Origin of the sequence: Poseidonibacter sp., from assembly GCF_041821165.1 — a bacterium.
Lineage (GTDB): Bacteria > Campylobacterota > Campylobacteria > Campylobacterales > Arcobacteraceae > Poseidonibacter.
On the sequence record NZ_JBGUES010000009.1, the window covers coordinates 17,340 to 30,723 of the forward strand.

A 13,384-nucleotide genomic window follows, 5' to 3' on the forward strand; every position below is an offset into this window, starting at 1 on the left:
TATTAGTCGAGTTTCCACTACTAAATAAATTATTAAAATTCAATAAAATTTATCGAAAATTTGACAAAAAAAGCATTTTTTTATATAATCATCACTAAAAATTAAGAAAACCAAAGGGGATCTTTTTGAATAAAAAAGTTATTTTGATAGTTTTATTATTTATTACTAATATTTATGCGTCAAATTTTGATGCGAAAAGATTATCTGCAAAAGATATTAGTACATTAAAAGAAATTAAAGAATATGGCAAAGAACATGGCTTAAGTTATTCACTTATGGCTATTGCAATCAAAGAATCATCTATAGGAAAATTTCTTGTAAATGTTGATAGTAAAGATTATGGATTATACCAAGCAAATATAAAAACTGTAGTATCAAGACATAATGTTAAAAATACTCCATGGAATAGAAATAGATATGCAATGAGATTAGTTACTGATTTTCAATTTGCAACTAAAAATGCTATTGCTGAATTAACTTACTGGAAAAAAATCCATAAAAATGACTGGAGAAAAGTTTGGGGAAGTTATAATGGTGGTTGGAAATATAATAGCAAAAGAGCTAGAAAATACTCACAAGATATCGCAAGTATAATCAAACAACTAAAAAAAGTTAAGGTCTAAATAAAAAAAGTTTCTTATTCCTTTTGGAATTAAGAAACATCTTCTTTATTACTTTTATCACTCTTTTTTTCTTTATCCATTTCTTTATCTACTAAATCAGGATTTAAATCATTTTCTAATTGTACTTTTTCATCTTTTAACTTTTGACTAAAAGGTGTTTCATGACCTGTTTCTAAAACCTTAGCTTGTGATACCCAGTTATTATCTCTTGAATATCCAGGTAAAGAGATTAACTCATCTGCCCAATCACAGTTTTTATTAGACCATTGTGATATTTGATCATAATGGAAAATACCCATTTTATTTAAGCATACTTCAATCTCATCATCAATACTTTTTATTCTTGTTAAGTCATCTTTTTTCAAAAACTTTGGTGCACTTAAAATCAAAGGTTTATTATAAACATTAGAATTCTTTTTGAAAATAGGGTTTAAGTTTGTATTCTCTTTTTTTCTTTTAATAATATCTCTGTTTTGTAAAAAAGAAGAGTATCTATTATCACCAATCTTACCTACTAAATAACCAATTAAAAATCCAATTACTAATGCAATTACTAAATTTGCAATAATTAAAGAAGCTACTTCTATCATTATTTTACTCCTACTATATTAAATTCTATTCTTCTGTTTATCAAAGATAAACCATTTTTATCATCTTTAGCAATCGGAAATTCTTCACCATATCCCATAGCTGTTAATCTATCTTTATTAATTCCATAATAAATTAATGCTTTTCTAACACTATTAGCTCTTAATTGAGATAGTTTCTTATTTAAAGAAGCTTTACCTCTTGAGTCTGTATGTCCTGCAACTTCAACCATAAGACTATCATATTTATTTAATATTTTTGCAATATCTTTTACTGCTAAGATTGATTCTTTTGTGATAGTTGTACTTCTTCTTTCAAAAATTATCTTTTTATCTTTTAAGATAGTATTGATTTCTTCTTGAATAATTTTTGTATCAACTTCAGGTTCTTGTTTTTCTTCTATAACTTCAGGACTATTTTCTTCTTTTATTTCTTGTTCTACTTGTATTTCTTCTTCAACTTGTATATTTAAAGTTTCTGTCTTAATCTCTTGTGTGATTTCTTCTGTTTCTTCTTTTACTTCATCATTAGCAATCACGTCTTCTGTTTGAACTAAAGCCACAGGAGTTTGTTCATTATTTTTTTCTTTAAATTTTTCTAATATTTCAACTTTAATTTCATTTACTGTTTTAATAAATAACTCAAATTTATTTGAAATAGTAGATGTTTCATTTTTTACTGTACTTTCTGATAAACTCTTATTGTAATCAAAAGAATTTACACTATAAACAACTAATAATACAAACATAAACAACAAAAAAATAATCTTTTTACCTAGTGACATTGTATCCCTTTTTTATAATAATATTATTATATCTATTTCATTTGAAATCTAAGTTATTTTTATAAATAAATTAGACATATTTTTTAGATATGATTATACTAGATTTTAATAAGAAGGTCCTTCCATGCAACATATCATTAATTCAGCTCAAACTTGTTTAGATTGTAAAAAACCAAAATGCGAAAAAGGTTGTCCTGTAAGTACACCAATTGCAGAAATGATAAGATTATTTTTATCAGGAAATATTAAAGAAGCTGGAGAAAAAGTTTTTAATAATAACCCATTATCAATAATCTGTTCACTTGTTTGTCCACATGAAAAACATTGTGAAGGACATTGTGTTTTAAATAAAAAACATGTTCCTGTAAATGTTGGAGGAATTGAGAATTATATTTCAACTTATTATATGAATTATAAAGAGTTTGAAAAACCAGAACAAAATGGAAGAAATATCGCAATTATTGGTTCAGGTCCTGCTGGAATTAGTCTTGCAATGATTATGTCGATAAAAGGATACAAAGTAACAATATTTGAAGCTCAAGATAAAATTGGGGGAGTTCTTAGATTTGGAATTCCTGATTTTAGACTTGATAAAACAATCATTGATACAATAGAAGAAAAACTACTAAAAGTAGGGGTAAAAATCAAAAAAAATAGCATGATTGGTAAAAATATTACAATTGATGATTTATTTAGAGATGATTTTGATGCTGTATTTATAGGAACAGGTGTATGGAGACCTAAAAAACTTGGGATTAAAGGTGAAAGTTTAGGAAATGTACATTTTGCTATTGATTATTTAAAAACACCAAAAGCCTATGATTTAGGTAAAAAGGTTATTGTTGTGGGTGCGGGAAATGTTGCAATGGACGTAGCAAGAACAGCAATAAGAAATGGTGCTAGAGAAGTTCAAATCATGTATAGAAAAGATGAAGAACAAATGCCTGCTGAAAGAATTGAAAAAGAGCATGCGAAAATAGATGGAGTAAAATTTAATCTATTTAAATCTCCACTTGAGTTTACAGAAGATGGAATAAAATATGAAAACACAAATCCAAATGAAGATAAAAGTATTGGTTTTGAAACAGCTGATTCTATTTTAATCGCAATTAGTCAAACAGCAAGAGATTTAATTGTAAAAAACAATGCAGGACTAAATCTTGGTGATAATGGCTTGCTACAAAGTGATGAAGATGGTAGAACTACAAGAAAAGGTGTATTTGCTTCAGGTGATGTAGTAACGGGTGCTAGAACAGTTGTAGAAGCTGTTGCTTTTTCTAAAAGAGTTGCCTTATCTATTGAAGAGTATATTAACACTTTAGAGCAAAAAGAAAACGAATCATAAACTGCTTTTTTTAACTGCATTGATATATATCAATGTAATTGCACTTTAATACTCTTATAATTCGAAAAATTTATATTAAATATTTTAAGGATTATAAAAATGAGTATGTTTTGTTATCAATGTGAAATGAGTCAAAAAGGTGGCTGTGGAAGTACTGGTGCAGTTGTTGGAACTTGTGGTAAAGATGAAAACTTATCAAGATTACAAGATATCATGATTTTTGGTTTAAAAGGTCTTAGTGCATATAGAGAGCATTTAAATACTTTTAAACCAGAACTTACTAAAGAAATAGATGATGTTATTAGTGAAACACTTTATTTTACACTTACAAATGTAAACTTTAATTTTAATGACCATATTAATCAACTTATGAAAATTGGTTCTGCTGGTGTTGAAGTAATGCATAGATTATCTACAACACATACTAATAAATTTGGTATTCCAACTCCTGTTGTTGTTCCTCAAAATAAAGTTGAGGGTAAAGCTATTTTAGTTACTGGACATGATTTAGAATTCTTTGAAAGATTATTAATAGCAACAGAAGGTAAGGGTATAAATGTTTATACTCACTCAGAAATGTTACCAGCACATGGTTACCCAGAATTAAGAAAATACCCACATTTAAAAGGTAATGTTGGAAAAGCATGGTTTGACCAAGCAAAACTAATGGAAAAATTCACAGGAACTTTTGTAGTAAATACAAACTGTATCGTTCCTCCAAAAAAGAACTGTAATTATTTAGATAGATTATTTACTTATAAAATTGTTGGGGTTGAAGGTTCAACACCAATTGTTGATGATAATTTTGATGAATTAATCAAAAGAACATTAGAGTGTGAAGATGCAAATGGAATTGATTTTAATGAAGATTCTGTTTTAACAACAGGACATCACTATAAAACTGTTCTTACTTTAGCTCCTCAAATTATAAAAGCTTTAGAAGAAGGAAAAATAAAACAATTCTTCGTAGTTGCAGGTTGTGATGCACCTGGAAAAGGTGGAGAGTATTATAGAGAATTAACTTCTTCTTTACCAAAAGATTGTGTAATTATCACTTCTTCTTGTGGTAAATTTAGATTTAATGATATTGACTTTGGAGAAATCGAAGGTACAGGAATCCCTAGATACTTAGACTTAGGTCAATGTAATGATAGTAATGGTGCTGTTGAAATTGCAAAAGCATTAAGTGGTGCTTTAAATACACCAATTAATGACTTACCAATATCAATCGTATTATCGTGGATGGAGCAAAAAGCTATTATTGTTTTATTAGCATTATTCTCTTTAGGTGTAAAAAATATTTACCTTGGACCAAAAGCCCCACAATTTGTAAATGAAGATATTTTTAACTTCTTAAGTGAACATTTTAACTTAACATTAACAACTAATGTAAAAGATGATTTACAAAAACTTTTAATAGCGTAAATCAATATAAATAAAAGGTTTTATACCTTTTATTTGAAATTTTTTTTTAGTGTATTACTAATAATGAAACTGCACAAATATTTAATAATATAATGAAAAAATATAAGGGCAAAGTTTCAGTTAGAAATTTTATAATCATTTGAAAGCCTTTTAAGGCAGTATTATATTTATAATCAGTTTCAAAATGATTACAACAAATGTCTTTTTATAAACTCTATTAAACCATCGCCATATAAGAAATAAACGTACTAACTGTATAAATACCGTAACATAAAGTCGTAAATAAAACATTCTCTTTTGTAATCATTTTTTATCCTTTTTTGTTTTGATAGAATAATTATAAAATTATTAAATTTCATTATGATTACACATTGGTTGCAAAAAGGTTACTTCTTTACTAGGTCTATCCAAAAGAATTTATTATTTGAACCTTTATTTAGTGCTTTCCATCCAAATGAGATTGAGTGATAATATACAATATCTCCTATAAGTTTGAAAGCTGCTTCTTTTTCAATTTGTTCACCTAAAACCTCATTGAAGTTTACATATAAAAACTCTTTATCTTCTTCTATTTCATATCTAAAATTTGTAAAATCTGATAATTGTAAATTTAAAAATTGTATTACTTGTTCTTTTAACATATTTATATTTTCCTTTTTTTATTAAAAATGTATTCTAGAGTTTTACTCCTTGAAAGTTGATAATATAGTAAATTACTTGACTTTGTGATAAACTATATTATTAATATTTAACCTAAGGAGATTTACTATGAAGAAGATAATGTTTACAATCTTAGCGATGGCTTCACTTGTATTTGCAGGTGGATATGTAACTTATAGTGTTGATGGAAAAGAGTATGAAGGTTATTATAATTCACCTTCTAAAAATGCTCCTTTAGTATATATAGTGCATGATTGGGATGGAGTTACAGACTATGAAGTAAAAAGAGTTGAGATGCTAAATAACTTAGGTTATGCAGCATTTGCAGTTGATTTATATGGAAAAGGTGTAAGACCAACGCAATTAGAAGATAAAAAAGCTTTAACAAAATCACTTTATACAGACAGAGAAAAAATGAGAAAACTTTTAGATGCTGGTTTTGAAGAAGCAAAAAAACAAGGTGCTAATACAGATAATTCACTTGGAATGGGTTATTGTTTTGGAGGTACAGCAATTTTAGAAATGGCAAGATCAGGTGCAAAATTAAAAGCATTTGTTCCATTTCATGGAGGGCTAACAACACCTAATGGGCAAGACTATAGTAAAACAAAAGGAAAAGTAGTAGTATTTCACGGAAGTGCAGATAAAGCTGTAAGTTTACAAGAATTTGCAACACTTGCTCAAGAGCTTGAAGAAACAGGTTTAAATCATGAAATGCTTACATATAGTGGCGCACCACATGCTTTTACAGTATTTGGAAGTAATAGATATCATAAAGAAGCTGATGAAAAATCATGGAAAAGATTTACAGAAGTTTTAGAAGAGACTTTAAAATAAAGTCTTTTTCTTTTTTAAATAAGAAGCTGAGTAATCTTAGCTTCTCTTTTGCTCTAATGCCTTTTTATTCTTATCTTCTTCAATAATTGTATTGTACTTACCTACTAAAATTGAAACCATATAAGCCATAGATAAAACTATCAGACCAATAATAAATATATTTTTCACTTTCTCTCCTAAAAGTATTAGTTTTGATTGCTTGTTATTATAATGGATTAAGATTGAAGGTTTGGTTTTATGCATTTCATAAAATAATAATATCAAAATTCATATTAAGAATTTTTCAATATTTAACTAAAATTTCTGTAATTTAAATACATATCTATTCTATCAAGAGTGGAAATTTTTATAGGAGCCTACTAGAGTAGGTAAGTATGAAAATTTCTGCGATGACACAGAAATTTCCAAAAAGAGCTATTAGAAAAACTTTTTTTAAAAGTCATCGAAGTCTATTGAACCCTTAGAATAATTTACAACATTCCCTTCAAAGAAGTTTGTTCTTTGGTCATTGAAAGATGCGTAACCATCAACCCATGGAATAGGGTTAGTTACATTGTACTCTTTTGAATATCCAACTGCTTCAAGTCTTTTATCTGCAAGGAATTCGATATATTGTCTAATAATTGAATCAGTAAATCCTAAAATCTGACCTTGAGTGATGTATGATCCCCAAGAAGCTTCCATATCTACTGCTTTTCTAAACATTGCTCTAACTTCTGCTTCTAAATCAGCAGTAAAAAGGTCTGGTCTTTCTTTTCTAACAGAGTTAATCATGTTTTGGAAAAGTAAAAGATGCGTTACTTCATCTCTTTGAATAAATCTAATCATTTGAGAAGAACCTAACATTTTTCCAGATTTTCCAAGTGCATAAATAGCTGCAAAACCTGCATAGAAATATAAACCTTCTAAGATTTGATTAGCAAAAAGTGCAAGTAAAATTTTCTTATCAGTAATTTCTCCTGAAAGATTTTTATAAACACCTGCGATGTATGTATTTTTTTCTCTTAATTTTGCATCATTTTTCCACATATCATAAATCGTATCTGTATTATCAGAAATTGATTCAACCATAACTGCGTATGATTTACTATGATTTGCTTCTTCATAAGATTGTCTTGAAAGACAAGCATTTACTTCAGGTGCTGTAATATATGGATTTATGTTATCCATTAGATTATTTGTTTGAAGTGAATCCATAAAAATTAATTGAGATAAAACTAAATCATACATTCTTTTTTCAGGTTCTGTTAAAAATTTATAATCTTTAGCATCTCCTGTCATTTGAACTTCTTTAGGAAACCAAGTATTACCTTCCATTGTATCCCAAAGATTTAAAGCCCATTGATACTTCATTTTTGTGAAGTTAATCATTCCATCACTATTTCCACCAAATATTCTTCTATCATTTAATGTCTCTCGTGAATCAGGGTTATATATTTCTTTTCTATCCATAAACTATGCCTTCTGTGCTTTTAACTTTATATTTTTTAACATTTTGCGTGGAAGCTGTCTTTTACTGACAACCTGCACACTCCATGCTTCTATCTTCTACATCATTATTAGCTTCAGGTGATTGACTTCTTAAGTAATATGTTGACTTAAGACCTAATTTCCAAGCTAATGTATAGATTTCATGTAAGTATTTTCCACTTGCTCTATCTAAACTCATAAAAATATTTGTAGATTGACCTTGGTCTATCCATTTTTGTCTAATTGCTGCTGCTTTAATAACTTGTAATTGATCAATTTCAAATGCTGGCGTATAATATGCCCAAGTTTCTGGACTTAATTTTGGTACAACAACTGGAATTAATCCTGATAAATTCTCTTCAAACCATTTTCTTTTGTAAACTGGCTCAATCGCTTGAGTAGTTCCAACTAAAATAGAAATTGATGAAGTAGGAGCAACAGCCATTAAATAACCATTTCTCATACCATTTGCTTTTACTTCTTCTCTTAGAGCATCCCAATCATAAGCAGAATCAAATAAATCTTTTTCTACTAATGCATTAACAGCTTGTGGTGCATGATCGTGAGGCATAATACCTTTAGACCATTTAGAACCATTAAATGTAGGATAAATACCTTTTTCAACTGCTAATTGTGAAGAAGCTTTAATTGCATTGTATGAAATTGCTTCCATTACTAAATCAATTTTTTTGAAGTGGTCATTACTTCCCCAAACTAATTTATGGTCAGCTAACATTTCAGCTTCACCCATTACTCCAAGACCAATTGATCTTGATTTTAAGTTTGTTGCTTTTACTTTTCTTAATGGGTAAAAGTTTAAATCAATAACATTATCAAGCATTCTTATAGCAATAGGAACAACTCTTCTAATATCTTCATCTTTATTGATTCTTGAAAGATTTACAGAAGCTAAGTTACAAACAGCTGTATCTCCATCAATTTTTTGTTTTTCAACTATAAAGATTTTTTTACCATTGATTGAGTCAAGTGCTGTAATTTTATTTGCTCTTTTTTCAACACCACCATCAACAATAACAACTTCTTCTTCTTCATAAGTTTTAATTGAACCATCTTCAAACTCTAACTTAATCTTGTAGTGATTAGGATTAGTATTTTGGAAAATCTCTGTACAAAGATTTGATGATCTAATATGTCCTACGTGTGAATTAGGGTTTGCTCTATTTGCATTATCTTTAAAACATAAGAACGGTGAACCTGATTCAAAATATGAAGTTAATATCTTTTTCCATAAATCTTTTGCTTTTATAACATTTTTTGTAATTGATTCATCAGCTTCATACTCTTTATATCTTACTTTAAATGCCTCACCGTGAAGTTCAGATAAATCTTTTACTTCATAAGGGTCAAATAAAGTCCAATAAGAGTCTTCTAAAATTCTTTCCATAAATAAATCAGTAATCCATAAAGAAGGAAATAAATCATGCGCTCTTCTTCTTTCTTCACCTGAATTCTTTTTTAAATCTAAGAAATCATTTATATCCATGTGCCATGGTTCAACATAAACTGCAATTGCACCTTTTCTTGTACCTAATTGGTCAACTGCTAATGCTACATCATTTGCAATTTTTAAAAATGGTACTGTTCCACCAGCTGCACTTTTATGGTCATCAATAACACCACCTAAAGCTCTAACTTGGTTCCAATCCCATCCAATTCCACCACCATACTTAGATAATAGTGCCATTTCATGGTAAGAATCAAAAATACCTTCGATATTATCAGGAGTAGATCCTATATAACAAGAAGATAATTGATGTCTATTTGTTCTTGCATTTGATAAAGTAGGAGTTGCTAACATAACTTCAAACTTAGAAATTACATCATAAAACTCTTTTGCTCTTTGTTGTTTATCATCTTCATTTTGTGCTAAGAACATAGCAATTGCCATAAACATTTGCTGTGGTAATTCTATTGGTTGTGCTTTATTATTTTTAATTAAATATCTATCATATAGAGTTTTAATTCCAAGGTAATTAAATAAATAATCTCTTGTAGGATCCATATAATCACTTAATTCATCTAGGTCATAACCTTCACCTAAATTAGGGATTAATCTACCCGCTTCTTTTCCATATTTTAAATAATCTTTTAAATGGCAATAAGGTTCACCCTTAATTCCATGTGTTGCTTTTCCAACTTTGTGATATAAATCAAATAAAAATAATCTTGCTGCTGCAAAAGTCCAATTTGGAACATCTATATCAATTTTTTCAACTGCTGTTTTTATAAGCGTTTCTTGAATATCAGATGAACTCATTCCATCAACAAACTTGATGTGAGCGTCTAGTTCTAGTTCACTTTGAGATACTCCAGATAAACCATCGATTGCATCGATAGTCATCTTTTGTATCTTAGTAATATCTAAAACTTCTTTTCTGCCATTTCTTTTTGTAATCATAATTGACATATACTAATTGCCTTTTGTTTGTGTGTATTTTGTTTATTTAAATAATAGTAGTTATTACTTAAATACTCTTTTGAAAATTGCACTAACGTTTTTAGTGTAGTATTCAAAGTTAAAACATTCTCTGATTTGTTCTTCAGATAATGAGTTTCTTAATTCTTCATCACCTAATAAATATTGTAAGTATAAAGACTCACCTTTTTTATTTGTTGAAGGTTTACCTTGTTGGATTTCTTGCCAAACTTTCATTGCATTTCTTTGAACGATTCTATATGCATCTTCTCTTGAAACACCAGCTTTTGGTAATTCTAATAAAACTCTTTGAGAGAATACTAATCCACCAGTTAAGTTTAGGTTTTTCATCATATTTTCAGGCATTACTGTTAAGTTAGCAATAACACTGTTCATTCTATGAAGCATAAAATCAGTTGTAATAAATGCATCTGGTAACCAGAATCTTTCATTTGATGAATGAGAAATATCTCTTTCGTGCCATAATGCAACATTTTCCATTGCAGGTGCTGCAAATGATCTAATAGTTCTTGCTAATCCTGTAATATTTTCTGTTAAAATTGGATTTCTTTTATGTGGCATTGCTGAAGATCCTTTTTGACCTTTTGCAAAAAATTCTTCACATTCGTACACTTCTGTTCTTTGTAAGTGTCTAACTTGTACTGCAAATTTTTCAATTGTAGAAGCCATTAAAGCTAAAGAAGTTGCTAATCTTGCATATCTATCTCTATGAACTACTTGATTTGAACAAGATTCAGGTTTTAATCCAAGTTCTTTCATTGCATACTCTTCAAGCTCTAAAGGAGCGTGAGCAAAGTTACCCATTGCACCAGAGATTTGACCAACAGAAATTACTTTTAGAGTTTCTTTTAGGTTTTTAAGGTGTCTGTCCATTTCATCATACCAAACAGCTAAAGTTAAACCAAAAGTAATAGGCTCACCATGAATACCATGAGATCTTCCTACCATTAAAGTATATTTATGCTCTTTAGCTCTTTTTTTGATAGATTTCATAAGCATTTTAACATCTTTGATAACTAGCTTTAATGAATCTCTCATTTGAATTGCAACACCTGTATCTACTGCATCAGAAGAAGTCATACCGTAGTGGAACCATCTTGATTCTTCACCAAGTGATTCTGAAACACTTGTATTAAATGCAATTAAATCATGTTTTGTAACAGCTTCAATTTCTTCAATTCTTTGAACTGAAAAAGTAGCATTTTTTACAATCTTTTTTGCATCTTCATCTGGAATTAAACCAATTTTGTTCCAAGCTTTTACAGCTGCTTTTTCAACTTCAAGCCATGCTGCATATCTTGCTTCTTGAGTCCACTTTGAACTCATTTCTTCTCTTGCATATCTTTCAACCATCTATAAAACCCCTCTTATGAATATTTTTTATAATTTATTAAAAATTTCTATTAATTTAAGTATGATATCGTATCTAAATAAGACAAAAATAAAGATAAAAATTCGAATAAATTTTGACCTATTTAAAAAAAAACTTCAGGATAGAATATTGCCATTTACTTTAAAGAAAATCAAAGCTATAAAAGATAAGAAGCTTAGTTTATTTTTACTACAAGATCTTAAAATAAATCATAGAAATGCCCAACGTTACGCGTCTAAAGGACGTATCTTTGATGAAAATATGCAGGCAATTAAACCTAGTGATAAGATTCCAGGAGAGCATATCTTTATGGCTGTTTTTGAAGGTATTTCAAGAGGATTAAAACCTTTAATAGAGTTTGAAGACTTCGCTATCTTCGATAAACCAACACATTTAATGGTACACCCAATTTCTAAAAGTACACCTTACTCTTTATTGGATGAAATACGATTTCATTTTGGAGAAAATGCAAATTTAATACATAGAATTGATGCTGAAACTTCAGGGCTTGTAATAGTTGGGAAAAACAAAAAAAGTGAAAAAATTCTTAAAGATATGTTTGAAGACAAGAAATATCATAAGTCATATTTAGCAATAGTTGAAGGTGAAATAAAAGAAGAAATAACTATTGATAAAAGATTAGAAAAAGAGGGTAAAAAAATTGGTGTAAGAATGAAAGCAGGAGATAGTGGAAAAGAATCTTGTACAATTATTAAACCATTAAAATATAATGTAAAAAATGATACAACATTAGTTGAAGCACTTCCTTTAACTGGAAGACAACATCAAATTAGAGTTCATTTATACTCAATTGGTCATAGAATTATTGGTGATCCAATTTATGGAGTTAAAGATGATATTGCAGAAGAGTATTTAAATAAAACTCTTGATAAAAAGATTAGAGAAGAAGAGACAAAAAGTCATAGATTATGGCTTCATGCCAATTATTTAGAGTTTACATATAAAAATATTACGTATAAAATAAAGTCAAAAAATAAAGAAATATTAAAAGAATTAGGCTTTTAAATTTTTTAATATAAAAAAATAATTTTTATTTAAATAAAATAAATATATAATCCACTATGATTATGTTTAGCGAAAAAAATATCTTACAATTTATAAAATTTTTTCCTATTGTTTTTATTTTCTTTTTATCAATTTTAATTACAAATTTATTATTTATAGAAAATAAAAACAGACTAGAAAAAGAAATAGCAAATCTTGAAAAAAAATATATTAAATCACAAAAAACTCTAGTTGAAGATGAAGTAACTAGAGTTTATGATTATGTTTTATATAAAAAAAGAAAAAGTGAAGAAAATCTAAAAGAAAATCTAAAAAAAAGAGTTTATGAAGCTCATACTATCGCACTTAGCATCTACAATGAAAATAAAGAAAAAACTAAACCTGAAATATTAAAAATGATACAAGATGCATTAAGACAAATCCGTTTTAATGAGGGTAGAGGATATTATTTTATGCACAATATTAAAGGTGAAAATATACTTTATCCTTTAAATAGAGCATTAGAAGGCAAAAACTATTCGCAATTAAAAGATATTAATGGATATTTCTTTGTTAAAAAGATTATTGAAACAATAGAAGATAAAAGAGAAACTTTTGATACTTATTATTGGAGTAAACCTGTAAATGAAGAGAATAGGATATATAGAAAAATTGCATTTTATAAATATTTTGAACCATTAAATATTTCAATTGGAACGGGTGAGTATATAAAAGATTATGAACAATCAATTCAAAAAGATATTTTAGCTTATATTTCAAATATCTCTTATTCAGATAACTCTTATATTTTTGTTAT

The 13,384-nt window shown here is 28.0% G+C and carries 13 protein-coding genes; 6 read left to right on the plus strand and 7 right to left on the minus strand.

Annotated elements, in window-relative coordinates:
- Positions 1–125 precede the first annotated feature (125 nt).
- Positions 126–623, plus strand: coding sequence for a transglycosylase SLT domain-containing protein (locus ACERKK_RS02000; RefSeq protein ID WP_373771400.1), 498 nt, complete (start codon positions 126–128; stop codon positions 621–623).
- A gap of 29 nt (positions 624–652) precedes the next feature.
- Here the strand turns inward: ACERKK_RS02000 and ACERKK_RS02005 are convergent, their stop codons facing one another.
- Entirely contained in the window at positions 653–1,213 is a 561-nt protein-coding gene (locus ACERKK_RS02005) for a hypothetical protein (RefSeq protein ID WP_373771401.1), read from the minus strand.
- Positions 1,213–1,995, minus strand: a complete 783-nt coding sequence (locus tag ACERKK_RS02010; protein WP_373771402.1) for an OmpA family protein — start codon at positions 1,993–1,995, stop codon at positions 1,213–1,215. Before ACERKK_RS02010 ends, ACERKK_RS02005 begins: the two co-directional genes overlap by 1 nt.
- 124 nt (positions 1,996–2,119) lie before the next feature.
- Here ACERKK_RS02010 and ACERKK_RS02015 point away from each other — a divergent pair, with 124 nt between their 5' ends.
- The gene (locus ACERKK_RS02015) at positions 2,120–3,340 is read left to right on the plus strand and encodes an NAD(P)-dependent oxidoreductase (protein ID WP_373771403.1); all 1,221 of its coding nucleotides are present in this window, start codon (positions 2,120–2,122) and stop codon (positions 3,338–3,340) included.
- 99 nt (positions 3,341–3,439) lie between these two features.
- Positions 3,440–4,765, plus strand: coding sequence for a hydroxylamine reductase (gene hcp / locus ACERKK_RS02020; protein ID WP_373771404.1), 1,326 nt, complete (start codon positions 3,440–3,442; stop codon positions 4,763–4,765).
- A 386-nt stretch (positions 4,766–5,151) separates the two neighbouring features.
- Here hcp and ACERKK_RS02025 read toward each other — a convergent pair whose 3' ends face one another.
- Positions 5,152–5,406, minus strand: coding sequence for a hypothetical protein (locus ACERKK_RS02025; protein ID WP_373771405.1), 255 nt, complete (start codon positions 5,404–5,406; stop codon positions 5,152–5,154).
- Positions 5,407–5,533: 127 nt separating this feature from the next.
- Between ACERKK_RS02025 and ACERKK_RS02030 the strand changes: the two genes are divergently transcribed.
- Entirely contained in the window at positions 5,534–6,262 is a 729-nt protein-coding gene (locus tag ACERKK_RS02030; protein ID WP_373771406.1) for a dienelactone hydrolase family protein, read from the plus strand.
- Between the two features lie 36 nt (positions 6,263–6,298).
- Here ACERKK_RS02030 and ACERKK_RS02035 read toward each other — a convergent pair whose 3' ends face one another.
- From ACERKK_RS02035 to purB, 4 genes are all read right to left on the minus strand, one after another.
- Positions 6,299–6,430, minus strand: a complete 132-nt coding sequence (locus tag ACERKK_RS02035) for a hypothetical protein (protein ID WP_373771407.1) — start codon at positions 6,428–6,430, stop codon at positions 6,299–6,301.
- A 264-nt stretch (positions 6,431–6,694) separates the two neighbouring features.
- On the minus strand, positions 6,695–7,714 hold the full coding sequence (locus tag ACERKK_RS02040; protein ID WP_373771408.1) for a ribonucleotide-diphosphate reductase subunit beta: 1,020 nt from the start codon (positions 7,712–7,714) through the stop codon (positions 6,695–6,697).
- Positions 7,715–7,775: 61 nt separating this feature from the next.
- Positions 7,776–10,160, minus strand: coding sequence for a ribonucleoside-diphosphate reductase subunit alpha (locus ACERKK_RS02045; protein ID WP_373771409.1), 2,385 nt, complete (start codon positions 10,158–10,160; stop codon positions 7,776–7,778).
- 54 nt (positions 10,161–10,214) lie between these two features.
- Positions 10,215–11,543, minus strand: coding sequence for an adenylosuccinate lyase (gene purB, locus ACERKK_RS02050; protein WP_373771410.1), 1,329 nt, complete (start codon positions 11,541–11,543; stop codon positions 10,215–10,217).
- 148 nt (positions 11,544–11,691) lie between these two features.
- Between purB and ACERKK_RS02055 the strand changes: the two genes are divergently transcribed.
- Together ACERKK_RS02055 and ACERKK_RS02060 are read left to right on the plus strand one after the other, a co-directional pair.
- Complete coding sequence (locus tag ACERKK_RS02055) at positions 11,692–12,588, plus strand: RluA family pseudouridine synthase (protein WP_373771411.1); 897 nt, start codon at positions 11,692–11,694, stop codon at positions 12,586–12,588.
- Positions 12,589–12,650: 62 nt separating this feature from the next.
- Positions 12,651–13,384 (plus strand): cache domain-containing protein (locus ACERKK_RS02060; protein ID WP_373771412.1); only part of this gene is annotated, 734 nt, incomplete at its 3' end.

Bases quoted from the DNA above. Each gene is read 5' to 3' on its own strand.
- ACERKK_RS02040 (WP_373771408.1), bottom strand. From the start codon at position 7,714: ATGGATAGAAAAGAAATATATAACCCTGATTCACGAGAGACATTAAAT.
- ACERKK_RS02005 (WP_373771401.1), bottom strand. From the start codon at position 1,213: ATGATAGAAGTAGCTTCTTTAATTATTGCAAATTTAGTAATTGCATTA.
- ACERKK_RS02025 (WP_373771405.1), bottom strand. From the start codon at position 5,406: ATGTTAAAAGAACAAGTAATACAATTTTTAAATTTACAATTATCAGAT.
- ACERKK_RS02045 (WP_373771409.1), bottom strand. From the start codon at position 10,160: ATGTCAATTATGATTACAAAAAGAAATGGCAGAAAAGAAGTTTTAGAT.
- purB (WP_373771410.1), bottom strand. From the start codon at position 11,543: ATGGTTGAAAGATATGCAAGAGAAGAAATGAGTTCAAAGTGGACTCAA.
- ACERKK_RS02015 (WP_373771403.1), top strand. From the start codon at position 2,120: ATGCAACATATCATTAATTCAGCTCAAACTTGTTTAGATTGTAAAAAA.
- ACERKK_RS02030 (WP_373771406.1), top strand. From the start codon at position 5,534: ATGAAGAAGATAATGTTTACAATCTTAGCGATGGCTTCACTTGTATTT.
- hcp (WP_373771404.1), top strand. From the start codon at position 3,440: ATGAGTATGTTTTGTTATCAATGTGAAATGAGTCAAAAAGGTGGCTGT.
- ACERKK_RS02010 (WP_373771402.1), bottom strand. From the start codon at position 1,995: ATGTCACTAGGTAAAAAGATTATTTTTTTGTTGTTTATGTTTGTATTA.